The organism is Microbacterium hydrocarbonoxydans, from assembly GCF_000956475.1.
GTDB classification, from domain to species: Bacteria; Actinomycetota; Actinomycetes; order Actinomycetales; family Microbacteriaceae; genus Microbacterium; species Microbacterium hydrocarbonoxydans_A.
Genome location: NZ_JYJB01000008.1, coordinates 411,634 through 428,792, shown reverse-complemented (window position 1 = coordinate 428,792; position 17,159 = coordinate 411,634). Strand labels below are relative to the sequence as shown.

General features: G+C 68.7%; 10 protein-coding genes. 9 read left to right on the top strand and 1 reads right to left on the bottom strand.

What is annotated here, in order from left to right; translation table 11 throughout:
- Positions 1–8 precede the first annotated feature (8 nt).
- The 3 genes from RS84_RS08740 to RS84_RS08730 all read left to right on the top strand — a co-directional run bounded on the left by RS84_RS08740 (position 9) and on the right by RS84_RS08730 (position 8,068).
- The gene (locus RS84_RS08740; RefSeq protein ID WP_045257380.1) at positions 9–1,064 is read left to right on the top strand and encodes an LLM class flavin-dependent oxidoreductase; all 1,056 of its coding nucleotides are present in this window, start codon (positions 9–11) and stop codon (positions 1,062–1,064) included.
- Between the two features lie 92 nt (positions 1,065–1,156).
- Complete coding sequence (locus RS84_RS08735) at positions 1,157–3,100, top strand: collagen binding domain-containing protein (protein WP_045257379.1); 1,944 nt, start codon at positions 1,157–1,159, stop codon at positions 3,098–3,100.
- A 138-nt stretch (positions 3,101–3,238) separates the two neighbouring features.
- Positions 3,239–8,068: a lamin tail domain-containing protein gene (locus RS84_RS08730; RefSeq protein ID WP_052676287.1), complete on the top strand. Its 4,830-nt coding sequence runs from the start codon at positions 3,239–3,241 to the stop codon at positions 8,066–8,068.
- A gap of 67 nt (positions 8,069–8,135) precedes the next feature.
- Here the strand turns inward: RS84_RS08730 and RS84_RS08725 are convergent, their stop codons facing one another.
- Positions 8,136–9,881 (bottom strand): alkaline phosphatase family protein, encoded by a 1,746-nt coding sequence (locus tag RS84_RS08725; protein WP_045257378.1) that lies wholly within the window; start codon positions 9,879–9,881, stop codon positions 8,136–8,138.
- A gap of 40 nt (positions 9,882–9,921) precedes the next feature.
- Between RS84_RS08725 and RS84_RS08720 the strand changes: the two genes are divergently transcribed.
- From RS84_RS08720 to RS84_RS08695, 6 genes are all read left to right on the top strand, one after another.
- On the top strand, positions 9,922–10,212 hold the full coding sequence (locus RS84_RS08720; protein ID WP_045257377.1) for a hypothetical protein: 291 nt from the start codon (positions 9,922–9,924) through the stop codon (positions 10,210–10,212).
- A 32-nt stretch (positions 10,213–10,244) separates the two neighbouring features.
- A complete protein-coding gene (locus RS84_RS08715; RefSeq protein ID WP_045257376.1) occupies positions 10,245–11,690 on the top strand; it encodes a CCA tRNA nucleotidyltransferase in 1,446 nt (481 codons plus the stop codon).
- A 143-nt stretch (positions 11,691–11,833) separates the two neighbouring features.
- Positions 11,834–13,156: a transcriptional regulator gene (locus RS84_RS08710; RefSeq protein WP_045257375.1), complete on the top strand. Its 1,323-nt coding sequence runs from the start codon at positions 11,834–11,836 to the stop codon at positions 13,154–13,156.
- 123 nt (positions 13,157–13,279) lie between these two features.
- Positions 13,280–14,827, top strand: a complete 1,548-nt coding sequence (locus RS84_RS08705) for an aldehyde dehydrogenase family protein (protein WP_045257374.1) — start codon at positions 13,280–13,282, stop codon at positions 14,825–14,827.
- Positions 14,828–14,947: 120 nt separating this feature from the next.
- Entirely contained in the window at positions 14,948–15,325 is a 378-nt protein-coding gene (locus RS84_RS08700) for a DUF779 domain-containing protein (RefSeq protein ID WP_045257373.1), read from the top strand.
- Between the two features lie 139 nt (positions 15,326–15,464).
- Positions 15,465–17,099 (top strand): ABC transporter substrate-binding protein, encoded by a 1,635-nt coding sequence (locus RS84_RS08695; protein WP_045257372.1) that lies wholly within the window; start codon positions 15,465–15,467, stop codon positions 17,097–17,099.
- Positions 17,100–17,159 lie beyond the last annotated feature (60 nt).

Genomic DNA, 17,159 nt, shown 5'->3' with positions numbered 1-17,159 from the left:
ATAGAAATATGAAGGCTTTCGGTTTCCTCTCGTTCGGTCACTACGCGGATGTGCCCGGCTCCTCCACGCGCACCGCCGGCGACATGCTGAAGCAGACGATCGAGATCGCCGAGGGCGCCGACGAGATCGGCGTCAACGGCGCGTACGTGCGCGTGCATCACTGGGCGCGGCAGGCCGCATCGCCGATGCCGCTGCTGAGCGCGATGGCCGCGCGCACGAAGCGCATCGAGGTCGGCACCGGCGTGATCGACATGCGCTACGAGAATCCGTTCCAGTTCGCGGAGGAGGCGGCGGCGCTCGACTACATCGCCGACGGCCGGATCGCGCTGGGCGTGAGCCGCGGCTCACCCGAGACCGCCCTGCGCGGATACGAGACCTTCGGATTCGTCGATGAAGAGGACACCGAGCGCGGCAGCGTGATGGCGCGTGAGAAGTTCGACCTCTTCCTCGAGGTGATCGACGGCGCGCGCGTCGCACCGGGCGACCCGCGGATGGTGGGCGCGGGCCACTACCTGTCGATCGAACCGCACTCGCCGACGCTGCGCGACCACATCTGGTGGGGCGCAGGTTCGCGGGCGACCGCCGAGGACACTGGTCGCAAGGGCCTCAACCTGATGAGCTCGACTCTGCTCACCGAGGCGACGGGGCAGCCGTTCCACGAGCTGCAGCGCGAGCAGATCGAGCTGTTCCGCGCCGCGTACAAGGACGCAGGCCACACCGGCGCACCCCGCGTCTCGGTCAGCCGCAGCGTGTTCCCTCTGGTCTCCGACATGGACAGGGCCTACTTCGGTCTTCGCAGCGCAGAGAACGCCGACCAGATCGGCATCATCGACGGCTACCGCTCGACCTTCGGCAAGACGTACGCCGCCGAGCCCGATGTGCTGATCAGGCAGCTGCTCGCCGACGAGGCCGTGATGGCCGCCGACACGCTCATGCTGACGATTCCGAACCAGCTCGGTCCCGAGTACAACCTGCACGTCCTGCAGGCCTTCGCAGAGCACGTGGCACCCGCCCTGGGGTGGAAGCCGAACACGGAGGGTCCCGTTCAGGGCGACGCCGTCTGAGTCCGGCCACGCATCCGAGGGTCGCCCTGCGGGCGGCGACCGCGCGGCCCTGGCTCTGGCGAATCGATCCAGCATGCCGGTACTCTGGCGCCATGCGTGCATACCGGGGTGGAGTTCTTGCAGGAGCTGTGGCGCTTGTCGCGGTGATGGTCGGGGCGCTTCCCGCTGCGGCCGCTACGACGACATCGTGGGCGGGCTGGGAGCTGTTGAGCGGCTCGCCCGGCGCCTACACATCCTCGGTGCAGATCGCAGCGCAGCCGGCCGTCAGCGCGACGGTCACGAGCGACTCCCGCGGCGGACAGGTCGGCGTCATCTCCGGCGCCTCGACCTGGCTCGCGGAGGGGACGCCCGTCGGTGCGAAGTACGGCAGCAGCGCCGGGCAGCCGTACGTCAACCTCCGGCCGAAGGCCGACAACGCCACCAGCCCGTCGACAACGACGTACTCCTTCGCGGCACCGACGCCGGCCTCCGGCTGGACGTTCGTGCTGGGCGACATCGACGCCGATTCCGTGCGCATCCACGCCGTGGCAGGTGACGGCCATGTGCTCGACGCGGCCGAGCTCGGCTTCCGAGAGGGCTTCAACTACTGCGCACCAGGTGTCGTCGGCAAGCCCTCGTGCACCGGCGACGCCGCAGACGTCCCGACGTGGAACCCGACGACCCTCACGCTGACCGGGAACCAGGCGGCTGCCGACACCAGCGGCGCGGCCGCATGGTTCGAGCCGTCGACTCCGATCAGCTCGCTGACCTTCTTCTTCACTCGTCGTGCCGGCTTCCCCGTCTACCAGACGTGGTTCGCCTCGATCGCCCGCGACATCACCGGCACCGTGACCGACGTCGCCGAGGGGCCTCTCGAGGGAGTCGAGCTGAGCCTCACCGACGCGAACGGCACGGTGGTCGCCACGACCACCACGACCACGGGGGGAACGTATGCGTTCCCCGGTTTCGTCGCCACTGATGGATACTCGGTGCGCGTCACACCGCCGGACGGCAAGATCGCCCAGAGCGCGGTCTCGCAGGACGTCGACCTGACGGACGAAGACGGTGTCGCCGACTTCACGGTGCGCGACATCGTCCCCGTGGCTGTCTCCGGGCGCATCACCGACACCGACGGACTGCCGATCGCGGGAGTCACTGTGACGATCGACGGTCTCACCACCACGACCGACGCAGACGGTCGCTATGTCATCGACGACGTTCCGGTCGGTGACCACACAGCCACGATCACGACACCCGACGGCTACACGCTCGTGACCTCGGCGCCGCCGTTCACCGTGCCGGAGGACAGCGAGACGCCGATCACCGACGTCGACTTCGTCGTCGCCGAGCATCCCTCTCTGAGCGGCACCGTGCAGTCCAACGGCGCGGGTGTCGCGGGCGTCACGGTGACGGCATCCGGACCGGGCGGATCGACGCTCTCCGCCGTCACCGACGCGAACGGCGACTACTCGTTCCCGCGTCTGCCCGCCGGCGAGTACACCGTCGGCATCGAGGTGCCGAGCGGCTACAGCGCCTCGGGACCCGTCGCCCGCGACGAGAGCGTCGGCGCGACCGATGTCGAAGACGTGGACTTCGAACTCGCCCGCCTCGGCGCGATCGACGGAGTGGTGCGGACCGACGGCGGCACACCGGTGGCCGGGGTCGCGATCACCGTCGAGGGTCCCGACGGAACGCAGCAGGTCGCCACCGACGCCGACGGCGCGTACGGTCTCGGCACGCTCCCGCCGGGTACGTACACGATCACCGTGACGCCCCCGGCCGGAACGGCCGTGGTCGGCGCCGCGAGCCGCACTGTCGTCATCACCGCAGCCGGCGAGGTAGTCGTCGATCAGGACTTCACCCTCGGTGCAGTCGTGGTGACCCCGACTCCGACTCCGACTCCGACCGACAGCGGCCCCGCCCCGACCGGCGGCACGAAGCTACCCGCGACCGGACTCGCGCCCGAGACCTTCCTCTGGGCGGGCATCGGAGCTGCGGTGCTGATCATCGGCGGCATTCTCGTCGTCGTGTCGCGCCGTCGCTCGAAGGGCGACTGACCGGCGCAGGCACGCCTGCGGAAGTTAACGCTCCGTTCACACCGGATGCACCGCACGGACGCATTCCGGCACCTCCGGGTCATCTGCGAGCCATAGAAAGGTCGACGGCCCCGCCGCTCGATCCCGAACAGGTTCCCCATGCCCTCTCCCTCCCTCCGTCGCGCCCTCGCCGTCGCCCTCGGCGTCGTGGTCGTCACCGCGACTCTCAGCGCCGGCATCCTTCCCGATGCCTCGTCCTCGGCCTTCGCCGAGGACTCGACCACGCCCGAACAGACGCCGACGCCGACGCCCGCGCCGGCCGAGACGCCGGCGCCCACCCCGACCGCAACCCCCACGGAGGAGCCGACCCCGCTCCCGACCGAGGACACGACGACCCCGCCGACCGAGCAGCCGGCGCCGATCGAGCAGCCGCCGGCATCCGACACCGCGCCGCCGGCCGCACCGGCGCAAGCGCCTGCGAGCAACGCCGGCGCCTACTGGCCCCTCGTCATCACCGAGATCAACGGCGACAACCCCGGTGCCGACAACTATGAGTTCCTCGAGGTGACCAACACGACGGATGCCGCGATCGACCTCGAGACGGCGGGAATCCAGATCAGGTACCACACGAGCCGCTGGAATACGGGAACCGTGCAGCCGCTGATCCACCTCGACGGCGAGGCGGACGCACCCGCCGTGATCCCGGCGAACGGATCGGCCGTGTTCTGGATGAACTACGCGACAGGTGACGCGCGCCGCAGCCTCACGAAGGACCAGTTCCGGGCGTTCTACGGCATCGCCGCGGATGCGCCGATCTACCGCTTCGGGCCGCAGGCCGGCTTCGCCAACAGCGGCGACCGCGGCTTCAGCCTCACCGACGCGAACGGCGCCACCCTGTCACGCGCCTGGGTTCCCGCAGACGACGCCGTCGGCTCGACGCCGTGGAACGCGCAGTTCGCCGTCTCCGACCTGATCGGCAATGCCGATTCGCGTCTGCTCACCTACGACACCACCGGTGCGACGGCCCAGCCGACGCCAGGCGTCGTCACGGCCGAACAGGTCACCAGCGCCCTCACGAAGCCGACCGACCCGGATTCGGACGGGCCGATCCTTCAGATCACCGAGGTCGCGCCGGACACTGCGAACGTCTCGGGCTCCGACGCCTACGAGTACATCGAGATCTACAACGCCTCAGACGCCCCCGTCGACTTCGGCGACTACGTGCTCAGCTACCTGACCACCGACAACGACCTCACTGCCCCGAAGACGAACTCCTCGACGCTGTGGCCCGCAGGTCCTGGCGAACCCGTGATCGCCGCCGGCGGCACGCTGGTGCTGTGGGTGCAGAACCCGGCCGTCCTCGCCGCCGGCCTCACGGTCGACGACTTCAACACGGCGTTCGGCACGGATCTCGCCCTCGGCACCGACATCCTCACGATCGCCTCCGGGGGCATGGCGAACGGCGGATCCCGCGGGCTGCAGCTGCAGACCAAGAGCGGTCACGACATCTCCCGCGCCTACTACTTCGACGACGCCCAGACCACGGCGAGCACGGCCATCCAGTACTCCTGGAACCCCGGCGCCGCAGCATCCGCTCTGTGGGCACCGGCCGATCCGGCCGGCACCGTCCAGACCATGCTCGGCCTCGCGACTCCGACGCCGGGAGCGGTGACCGACGACCAGGTCGCGGCCTCGTTCGTGCCGCATCCCGTCCCCGGGGCGGCGCCCGTGATCGTCGACCTCACCGGCGGCTCCGAGGTCCCCGACACGGGAGGCATCGAGCTCGGCTTCGACATCACCGACGACGTTCTCGTGCGTCGCGTCACCCTCACGGTCACCGACGACCTCGGCGGCACCGAGACGCGCAACCTCACGTTCTCGGCCGCCGGACGCTATCTGTACTCGATCCCCTCGGTCGACGTGTACGGCAAGCGCTGGGTGGAGTACACCGTCACCGCCGGCGACGGCGGTCAGGTCAGCACGCTCGGCCCCGTGCGGCTCACGCTCGACTCCGCAGACGTCGAGCCCGTGCGTCTGAACGTGGCCGACGGCCAGTTCGTCAACGGTCAGACGCCCGTGGTCGCCACCACCGACGGCGACGTCGGCGCGCTCGATCTCAGCATCGACGGCGCGCAGGTCGCCGACGGCACGGCATCGCTCGAGAAGGCGCCCGTCTTCGCGGTCGAGGCGACCGCGACCGACGCCTTCTTCCGCAACGGCATCAAGCTCGGCGACAACGTGCTGAAGATCTTCGACGGCGGCTTCTACGACCGCATCGTGACCGTCGACGCGTCGGTCCCGGTCGAAGAGGTCGTCAAGGGTCAGCAGCTCACGATCGGCGTCTACGCCGGCACGAAGGCCTGGCCTCAGCCCGACGTGAACGAGAACAACGACGACTACACGATCATGAACCCGCGCCTGGCACTGCCTGACGGGCGCGTGCTGCGCCCGACCTCGTGCTCGGGTGCAGGGGAGGGTCAGGAGGTCGCGGCGCGCGCCTGCCCGAAGGACTCCGCCGAGCGGATCAACCTCAGCGACGCGAACCTCGTGTACTTCCTCGCCACGTTCACGATCCCGGACGACGCTTTCGACTCGGTCTCGACCGTGTGGGACACCACGGCCGTCGCCGACGGTCCGCACGAGATCACGGCATCCGCAGGTCAGGCTGAGGCTCTGCGCGCCGCCGTCGCCGGCACCGTGACGCGCACGGTCATCGTCGACAACACGGCACCCGAGATCACGACGACCCTCGACGAGGGCGAGCTGTATCGCGGACCCTTCACGATCGACGCCTCGGCGACGGATGCAGGATCGGGCTTCGCGTCGATGACCGCATCTCTCGACGGCGATGAGATCACCCTGCCGACGGAGACGTCGTCGCTCACCCTGACGCCGGGAGATCACGTCGCGGTCGTCACGGCGTCGGATGCGGTCGGCAACGTGTCGACGAGCACCGTGAGCTTCACGACCGCCGACGAGCGGCCGCACACCATGCTCGTGAACCCCGCCGACGGCGCGGTGATCGAGGGCGACTCCGTCGAGCTCAGTGCGATCCCCGGGTCGAACGTCGACGACCGGCTCGCGGTGTGCTTCGCCGAGGGCTACACGTACACGGCCGCCGACGCATCGGTGCACGTCGTCTCGGGCACCACGACCGACGCCGGCTCGACAGCGCGCGAGGGCGAGCCGCTGAGCGCAGACGACATCGCGAAGCTCACCGGCACCGACGGGCTCGAGGTCGCCGAGACCAGCGACAGCGCCATGCCTTACCAGCTGTTCACGGTCGCCGTGCCCGAGGGCGCAGGCGAAGGCTCCGACGTGCGGGTGGCCTGGGCGGGATCCGCCAACGCCGACGCGAAGGTGCTGCTGTATGTGCAGACGACCGGCGGCGCGTGGGAGGAGGTGGACCGCTACGTGACCACCGGGGGATCGCCGACCAGCTTCACCCTCGGCGCGCAGGTGCCCGTCGCCGGGCGCGCGCAGAACGGCGAACTCACATTCCTCGTGCAGCACTCGGAAGGGTGGGCGGCGACAGACCTGAGCACCAGGGACTCGCAGGTGACCGACTACAACGAGGCCGCCACCCCACGTCAGCACTACGACTTCACCCTCGCCTGGCAGTCGGACACGCAGTACTACAACAGCAACGAGGGTCACGGCGCCGGCACCGGCGGCTCGGACACCTATTACCAGCACCAGATCGACATCAACCGATTCCTGGTCGCGCAGCGCGAGAACCTCAACCTGCAGTACGTGACGCACACCGGCGACATCGTCGACAACCAGAACGAGCAGCACCAGTGGGACAACGCGGATGCCGCCTACGACATCCTCGACGACGCCGGTCTGCCGTACGGTGTGCTCGCCGGCAACCACGACGTCGGGCACTTCGACGGGGACTACGGGCCGTACAGCACGTACTTCGGCGCCGCGCGGTTCGAGCAGAACCCCTGGTACGGCGGCTCCTACAAGGACAACCGCGGTCACTACGACCTGGTCAGCGTCGACGGCGTCGACCTGCTCATGATGTACATGGGCTGGCCCGACCCGAACGACACCGCGTCGAACTCGGAGGACATCGCGTGGATGAACTCGGTCATCGCGCAGTACCCCGAGCGCAAGGTGATGATCAACCTCCACGAGTACATGCTGACCACGGGTGGCCTCGGCCCGTTCCCGCAGCGCATCTACGACGAGGTCGTCGCGCCGAACGCGAACGTGATCGCAGTGGGCTCCGGGCACTACCACGACGCCTACACCCGCCTCGACGACTTCGACGACGACGGAGACGGCACCGCCGACCGCACCGTGTACTCGATGCTGTTCGACTACCAGGGCCTGCCCGAGGGCGGCCTCGGGTACCTGCGCCTGCTGCACTTCGACAACGACGGGGGCCGCATCATCGTGCGCACCTACTCGCCGTCGCTCGACGACTTCGACTCCGACGAGCCCTCGCTGAACAGCCCGGCCGGCATGCAGGAATTCGAGATCCCCTACGCGGCCGGCGGCATCGTGTCGACGGCGAAGACCCTCGCGACCGATTCGTTCCGCGCCGACATCCTCACCTCGGAGGAGGTCGGCTGCGCCGAGGGCGTCGTCAGCGGTCAGGCGACCTCGGTCACCTGGGACGGCCTCTCCGACGGGACCCACGGCTGGTACGTGCGCACCGCGGGACCGTTCGGCGGCGTGGAGTACACCGCGGTGCGCACCTTCACCACGATCGCCGGCGAGACCGGCGGCGGAAGCAGCGACGGTGGCAGCGATGGCGGATCGGGCGCCGGCGGTGGATCGGCCGGTGGCGGATCCGCCGGGGGAGGATCGGATGCGGGTGGTGCGACAGCATCCGGATCGGGCGGCTCTGCAGGCTCGAGCGGGGGTCTCGCAACGACCGGGGCATCGGGCGCGTGGCTCGGCGGCCTCGGGCTGGCGGCGGTGCTCGTGCTCGCCGTCGGCGGAGGGATGCTGCTGCGAGGCCGCCGCAGAAGCTGAGCGAGCGACGGGCGGATGCCGCGGCATCCGCCCGTCCTCTTCTCCTCGGAGCCGGCTCCGCTGACGCTCAGTTCCCCTTCGGCGGCCCGAACAGCTCCTCACCGTGCTCGTGCAGGAGGCGGTACGCGTCGGCGAACGTCTCGGGCTCCGGCTCATCCGGTCGGCCGTACCGCGCGATCAGCAGACCGAGCAGTCCGCGTGCCGGCGGCGTGAGCGGCTTGGCGCGGTCGGCATCGCCTGGGGGCGCCTGTTCGGGGTTCGGCGGAGTGTAGGCGGGGACGGTGACCGGCCAGTCGGACGGATGCCGCGGCCTGTCGAGGTTCACGACGTCGAGCAGCGTGTTGGCCGAGGCGTCGCGGTCGTTCAACGGCTTCAGTCCGTGCAGGCGCGAGAGCGTCGCGGTGACCGATCCGTGGTGCATCTCGTCGTGGATGATCGTTCCGCGCTTCGTGTACGCCGACACCGCGATGGCCGGCACCCGGCATCCGAGGCGGTTGAAGGTGAAGCCCATCTCGCCTTCGCCCGATGCCGCGGTCGGCGTCGTCGCCTCGGGAGGCGGCACGTGGTCGTAGCATCCGCCGTGCTCGTCGAACGTGATCAGCAGCAGGGTGTTGATGGCGTTGGAGCCGTGCGGCGACGCGCTCGTCCGGATCGCCTCGTACACGTCGTGCACGAGACGATCACCCGCGCGGACATCGGAGATCGCGCTGTCGAGCACCGGCTCGCCGTCGGCCTCACCCTCGCGCAGCACCCCGAACGGCGGATGGAAGTCGTTGTGGTCGTAGACCATACGCGGCTCGATGAAGGCGTATGCGGGAAGCGTGCCGTTCTCGGCATCGGAGTAGAAGTCCGCCATGGTGCCGAAGTGATCGGTGCGCCAGTACTTCTCGAGAGCCCCCGCGTGCAGCAGGCCGGTGAACGAGACGAGCTGGAGCTCGTCGAAGTAGATCCTCCACGTCAGACCGGCATCCTCCAGGCGGTTGAACACCGTGGGGGCCGCCGGCGCGTCCAGCCACTTGCGATAGCCGCCGCCTCCCACGTTCGTCACGAAGCCGTGCGACGTCGACGCGTGGAAGAAGGATCGATTGCAGAAGGTCTGGGAGGGCACCGCGGCGTACCAGTGGTCGAACACGGCGAACTCCGCGGCGAGGGTCGAGAGCACCGGCAGCATCTCGGGTGAGAAGGAGCCCATGATGTGCGCCGCCTCCTCGGCGCGCGGCTCGACGCCTCGGCGCAGCCTCCGGAAGTTGACGATGTAGTCCTTCAGGAAACCAGACATGTCGGCCTTCGCGCCGCGCGGCGGCGCGTTGAACGGCGCGCTCATCTGATCGATGTACAGCTCGGAGTTTCCCGGCGGGTCGATCGTGCCGAAGATCTGCGTGTTGACGTGCGGGTACTCCTCGCCCGGATCCGGATCCGGCAGGCTCATGATGCGATCGGTGGCGCCCTGGTAGACGTGGGCCTCGACGACGGTGCCGTCGGGCGCCGTGTTGCTATGCGCGCCGAAGGCGAGACCCTCGAAGCGTTCCCCGGCGGGAAGGCTCTGCGGCGTGTAGAGGTAGCCCAGCAGATTGTCGAACGACCGGTTCTCGCCCATCAGCACTACGACGTGGTCGAAGCCGGGTTCGCTTCGCGGCGTGAGCGCTGCGAAGGGGTCGGGCTCCTGCGCGAACCCGCCGTCGTGGTCGCCGGCGAGCGAGGCGCCGATCGCCGCGCCGCCCGCGCCGCCGATCACGGCGCCGGCCACAGCGGCGCCGCCCAACTTGAGGAACCCGCGTCGGTCGGTGCCTCCGGGGGAGTCGTGTTCGGCCACGTGCCGATCCTAGGACGGCCGGGCCGCTACGGTGGGTGCCATGAGCTACACAGGGGATTCGATCGAATCGCGCGTCGCCGCTGTCGAGAAGGAGTACACCGCACGGCAGGCGAAGCTGTTCGTCCGCTTCGCCATGGCGGAGGCGGCCCTGCTGGTGGCCGCCGTGCTGATCGTGTACGTGTTCAGGCTCGTCGATCCCGAGGTCGTCATCTGGATCCTCGTCGCGATCGCGGCGATCGGCGGATTCGCTCTCAGCGCGCTGCTCATGCGCCACATGCAGGCGCGCACGCGGGCGATCGCGCAGGCCAAGGGCGAGAACCCGCTCTTCTGAACGGCATCCGCCCGCCGGGTACGCTGGAACCCATGCTCAACATGGCCGACGGCCTCGCCCGTCTCGGCGCGCTCGCCGAGAATCCGGTCGTCCGCACCCTCGCCGAAGCCTTCGCCGCCGCCGGCTTCGATCTCGCCGTCGTCGGCGGTCCGGTGCGCGACGCCCTGCTCGGACGCGCCACGCACGACCTCGACTTCACGACCAACGCGCATCCCGACGACATCCTCAAGATCGTCAAGCCGATCTCCACCGCGCACTGGGACATCGGGCGTGCGTTCGGCACGATCGGCGCCCGCGTGCAGGGCGAGCAGGTCGAGATCACCACCTACCGCGCCGACAGCTATGACGGCGTGACTCGCAAGCCCACCGTCGAGTTCGGCGACACGATCGACGGCGATCTCATCCGACGGGACTTCACCGTCAACGCGATGGCGCTTCAGGTTCCCGCCGTGAAGCTCATCGATCCGACCGGGGGAGTCGAAGACCTCGTCTCGGGCGTGCTTCGCACCCCGACCGATCCGAACGTCTCCTTCGGCGATGACCCGCTGCGCATGCTCCGCGCTGCGCGGTTCAGCGCCCAGCTCGGGTTCTCGATCGAGCAGGCCACAGAGCAGGCGATCGAGCGTCTGCGCGAGACGCTCAGGATCGTCAGCCCCGAGCGCATCCAGGGCGAGCTCGTGCGCCTCATGCAGACCGACGACCCGGTGCGCGGCATCCGCGTCCTCGTCGACACCCGGCTGATCGACGAGTTCCTGCCCGAGGTGAGCGCTCTCCGCCTCGAGATCGATGAGCACCACCACCACAAAGACGTCTACGAGCACTCCCTGACGGTGCTGACCCAGGCCATCGAGCTGGAGCATGCACGCCACCCCGGCGAGGCCCCTGATGTGCCGTTGCGCATCGCCGCACTGCTGCACGACATCGGCAAGCCCCGCACGCGCAAACTCGAAGACGGGGGAGTGGTGAGCTTCCATCACCACGACGTGGTCGGCGCGCGCATGGCCCGCAAGCGCCTGCAGGCGCTGCGGTTCGACACCGAGACGACGGACGCCGTCGCCACGCTCATCGAGCTGCACCTGCGCTTCTTCGGCTACGCGGAAGGCGCGTGGAGCGACTCCGCCGTGCGCCGCTACGTGCGCGACGCCGGAGACCGCCTCGAGCGCCTGCACATCCTCACCCGGGCCGACGTCACCACGCGCAACAAGCGCAAGGCGACGCGGCTGGCGAACGCCTACGACGACATCGAGTCGCGCATCGCGGCGCTGCGCGAGCAGGAGGAGCTCGACAGCATCCGCCCAGAGCTCGACGGCAACCAGATCCAGCAGATCCTCGGCATCAAGCCCGGCCGAGAGGTCGGTGAGGCCTACCGGTTCCTGCTCGACGTGCGCCTCGACGAGGGCGTGATCGGAGCGGATGCCGCCGAGCAGCGTCTGCGCGACTGGTGGGCTCTTCGACAGGCTCAGGCGCCCAGGGGCTGAGGCAGCTCAAGGACCCAGGAGAGGTCATTGCCGCTTCTCCGGCTGGCCCACGGATTCGCGGGCCGTTCGGCACGCGCTGTTCCGCCCGTGACCGTCGACTCGTACACTGAGAATCGCCCCGCTCACGATGATCGGAGACCGCTGTGGCAGCGTCGTGGAACGCGTCACGAGATGCGCGCCCTGAGGCGTCGCGTCTTCTGATCGAGCGCGCCCACGAGGAGCTCATCGCCGGCAATCTCGACGACAGCCGCCTCCAGCAGGTCCGTCCGCTCGTGCGCGACTCCTGGGAGCGCTCATGGCGCCGCCGCGTCGGACCCGAGGGAGCCCCGCAGCTCGAGCTGGTCAGCGAAGAGCTCGAGCAGTACCGCCTGGCGCACCCGCTCGCCTCGGCGATGGACATGATCCGCGCGCTCCTGCTGCCGGGCAGCGCCGAGGACTCCGGCGTCATCGTCGCGGTCGGCGATCAGGCAGGCCGGCTGCTGTGGGTCGAGGGCGACCCGCACGTGCGCACCCTCACGGGGGACATGGGGTTCGTCGCGGGCGCGAACTGGTCGGAGGATGCCGTCGGCACGGCCGCCCCCGGCACCGCGCTGGCGCTCGGGCAATCCGTGCAGATCCGCGGTGCCGAGCACTACAACCGGCTCGTGCATCCGTGGTCGTGCACCGCGGCCCCGGTGCGCGACCCCGAGACGCATCACGTTCTCGGCGTCATCGACATCACGGGCGGCGACGAGGTCGTCTCCACGCAGGCGCGCCTGCTGGTCGATGCGACCGCGCGGGCGGTCGAGTCGGAGCTTCTGGTCTCGCGGCTGCGGTCGCGCGCCGCCGCTCATCGCTCTCCTGCCCCGGTGCACAGCGGCAGAGGAACGACCCGCGGAGTCCTCCACGTGCTCGGGCGTGACAGGGCGCTGCTCGAGACCGACTCCGAGTTCGGCGAACGCGTGATCGAGCTGAGCGCGAGGCACGCCGCGATCATGCTCATGCTCGCGGTGCACCGGCAGGGGCTCTCTGCCGAGCGCCTCGCCGAGCTCGTCTACGGCGAGGGCGCCTCGCCCGACACGCTCAGGCCCGAGATGGTGCGGCTGCGCAAGGTGCTCGAGCGCACGGCATCCGGCCTGATCCCCGAATCCCGGCCCTATCGTCTGCCGATGACGCTCGAGACGGATGCTCAGGACGTGCTGTCGCTCCTCGACCGGGGCGCCCACAGGGTCGCCCTCACTGCGTACCGCGGGCCCGTGCTGCCGGAGTCGTCGTCGCCGGGCGTGGAAGAGCTGCGTGAGACCGTGCGATCGGCGCTGCGCGAGGTGATGTTCTCCGAGGCGAGCCTCGACGTGCTGCTCGCGTACGCCGAGATCCCCGAGGGGCAGAACGACGCCGAGGTGCTGCGCCTGGCGCTCGAGATGCTGCCTGCACGCTCGCCCAAGCGCGCAGGGCTCGTGGCGCGCATCGAGAAACTCGAGGCCTGACGCTCGCGTGCTCCCGCGCGCAACCTTCTGCAACGTGACGCACGAGCGTGCAACGGTTGCAGATCTACCTTCAGAGCAGAGCCGCGCAGCACCGACGCCCGCGGCACCGTCGAAGGAGCCGAGATGACCATCGTCGAAGAAGACGTGTCCACCGCCTACGCCGCGCCCGGACAGCCGGGTGCTCTCGCGAACTACCGCCCGCGCTACGGCCATTACATCGGCGGCGAGTTCGTCGAACCCGTCAGAGGCCAGTACTTCGAGAACGTCAGCCCCGTCAACGGCAAGCCGTTCACCGAGGTCGGCCGTGGCACGAGCGAAGACATCGACCGCGCAGTCGAGGTCGCCTGGAAGGCGTTCGCGAGCTGGGGCAAGACGAGCCCCGCCGAGCGCTCCGTGGTCCTCAACAGGATCGCCGACCGCATCGAGCAGCACCTCGAGGAGATCGCGATCGCCGAGACGTGGGAGAACGGCAAGCCGGTGCGCGAGACGCTCGCCGCCGACATCCCGCTCGCGATCGACCACTTCCGCTATTTCGCCGGCGTGCTGCGCGCCCAGGAGGGCGGCATCAGCCAGCTCGACGAGAACACCGTCGCGTACCACTTCCACGAGCCGCTGGGGGTCGTCGGCCAGATCATCCCCTGGAACTTCCCGATCCTCATGGCGGTCTGGAAGCTCGCGCCCGCGCTCGCCGCAGGCAACTGCATCGTCATCAAGCCGGCCGAGCAGACGCCGGCATCCATCCTGTTCCTGTTCGACATCATCGGCGACCTCCTGCCGGCCGGTGTCGTGAACATCGTGAACGGCTTCGGCATCGAGGCGGGCGCCCCGCTGGCTCAGCACAAGCGCATCCGCAAGGTCGCGTTCACGGGCGAGACCACCACCGGTCGCCTGATCATGCAGTATGCGTCGCAGAACCTCATCCCGGTCACGCTGGAGCTGGGCGGCAAGAGCCCGAACGTGTTCTTCGAAGACGTCGCCCGTGCCGACGACCCGTTCTACGACAAGGCGCTCGAGGGCTTCACGATGTTCGCGCTGAACCAGGGCGAGGTCTGCACCTGCCCGTCGCGTGCGCTGATCCAGCGCTCGATCTACGACGGCTTCCTCGCCGACGGGCTCGAGCGGGTCAAGAAGGTCGTGCAGGGCAACCCGCTCGACCCCGCGACGATGATCGGCGCGCAGGCGTCGAACGACCAGCTCGAGAAGATCCTCAGCTACATCGACATCGGGAAGCAGGGCGGCGCGAAGCTGCTCGTCGGCGGTGAGCGGGCCGATCTCGGCGGCGATCTCAGCGAGGGCTTCTACGTGCAGCCGACGGTGTTCGAGGGCACGAACGACATGCGCATCTTCCAGGAGGAGATCTTCGGGCCGGTGCTGTCCGTGACGAGCTTCGACGACTTCGACGACGCCATCTCGATCGCCAACGACACCCTCTACGGGCTCGGGGCGGGTGTCTGGAGCCGCAGCGGCGACACGGCGTACCGCGCCGGGCGGGCCATCGAGGCCGGTCGCGTGTGGACGAACACCTATCACCAGTACCCCGCGCACGCCGCATTCGGCGGGTACAAGCAGTCGGGCGTCGGCCGCGAGAACCACAAGATGATGCTCGATCACTACCAGCAGACCAAGAACCTCCTGGTCTCCTACGCGGAAGGCCCGATGGGCTTCTTCTGATCTCCGCACCAGCCGCTGTTCGTCGAGCGAGGAGCGGAGCGACGAGACGGAACGCAAGATGGGGAGTTGCGTTCCGTCTCGCTTCGCGCACGCGACGACCGGCAATTGAAGGGAGCTGACATGTACCAGCGGGTGGACGTGACGGATGCCGCGGCATCCCTCATCCGCAAGCTCACCGCTCAGCACGGGCCGCTGATGTTCCATCAGTCGGGAGGATGCTGTGACGGCTCATCACCCATGTGCTACCCGATCGGCATGTTCATCACCGGGCCCGGCGACGTGCTCCTCGGAGATCTCGAGGTCGGCCTCGACGACCCGGTCGAGGTCTACATGTCGGCGTCGCAGTTCGAGTACTGGAAATACACCCATCTGACCATCGACGTGGTGCCGGGGCGCGGCGCCGGGTTCAGCGTCGAAGGACCCACCGGCATGCGATTCCTGATCAGATCGCGGATGCTGGATGCCGCCGAGCTCGAGCACTTCGGACTCTCCGCCTGAATCCGCGTCCCACCTGGGCCGGGTTTCAGTCTCGTTACGAATTCGGGCAGCCTCTCGGCATCCGGGTGCATGCGTGTGCATGATGGTGCCTTGAGCCCGTCCACCAGACGAGGCTGCACCTTCACAGATGGGGAGATTCATGTCTCTGCGTAAAACCACGCGTGGCCGCCTCGGCCTCGCCGTCGGCGCCCTCGGCGTCGCATCCCTGGTCCTCGCCGGCTGCGCATCCGGCGGCGGCGACAACGGCGGCGGGGGTGACGCCAAGGGCGGCGACATCATCGTCGGCACCACCGACAAGGTCACCACCCTCGACCCGGCCGGCTCCTACGACAACGGCTCGCTCGCGGTGCAGACCCAGGTGTTCCCGTACCTGGTGAACACCGACTACAACAGCACCGAGGTCGTCCCCGACCTCGCCGAGACGGCCGAGTTCACCTCGCCGACCGAGTACACCGTCACTCTCCCCAAGGGCCTGAAGTGGGCCAACGGCAACGACCTCACGTCGTCTGACGTGAAGTTCTCGTTCGACCGCAACATCAAGATCGCCGACCCGAACGGCGCCTCGAGCCTGCTGTACAACCTCGACAGCGTCGAGGCCAAGGATGACACCACGGTCGTCTTCCACCTGAAGACCGAGAACGACCAGGTCTTCCCGTACATCCTCACCAGCTTCCCGGGTGCGATCGTCGACGACGAGGTGTTCTCGGCAGACGCGCTCACCTCAGATGACGACATCGTCAAGGCGAATGCGTTCGGCGGTCCGTACGTGATCTCCTCGTACGACTTCAACAAGACCGTCGAGTTCACTCCGAACGAGAACTACAAGGGCCTGATCGACGCACCGGTCAACAGCAGCGTCGTGCTCAGCTACTTCGCCGAGTCCTCGAACCTCAAGCTCGCCGTGCAGCAGGGCGATGTCGACGTCGCCTACCGCAGCCTGTCGGCCACCGACGTCGAAGACCTCAAGGGCAACGACAAGGTTCAGGTCATCGACGGCCCCGGCGGCGAGATCCGCTACATCGTGTTCAACTTCAACACGCAGCCCTACGGTGCGACGACCGCCGACGCCGACCCGGCCAAGGCTCTCGCCGTCCGCCAGGCCGTGGCCGACCTGATCGACCGCGACGCGATCTCGGAGCAGGTCTACAAGGGCACCTACACCCCGCTGTACTCCTACGTCCCCGAAGGCTTCGCCGGTGCGACCGAGGCTCTGAAGGGCCTGTACGGAGACGGCAACGGCGCCCCGGATGCCGACAAGGCGAAGGCGACCCTCGAGGCGGCGGGCGTCACCACCCCGGTGAAGCTGAGCCTGCAGTACAGCCCCGACCACTACGGCCCCTCTTCGGGTGACGAGTACGCCCTGGTCAAGTCGCAGCTCGAGGAGTCCGGCCTGTTCGAGGTCGACCTCAAGTCGACCGAGTGGGTGCAGTACTCCGAGGACCGCACCGCCGACGTCTACCCCGCGTACCAGCTCGGCTGGTTCCCGGACTACTCCGACGCCGACAACTACCTCACGCCGTTCTTCCTCAAGGAGAACTTCCTCGGCAACCACTACGACAACCCCGAGGTGAACGACCTGATCCTCAAGCAGGCTGTCGAGCCGGATGCCGACGCGCGCAAGGCCGACATCGAGAAGATCCAGGAGCTCGTCGCGGGTGACCTGTCGACGGTTCCGCTGCTGCAGGGCGCCCAGGTCGCGATCGCCGGCACCGACGTCGACGGCGTGACCCTCGACGCGTCGTTCAAGCTGCGTTTCGCCTCCATCACCAAGTAGCATCACGATCACGACCCCGTCCGCTTCCGCTCGCCGAGTCGAAGCCGGCGGGGTCGTTGA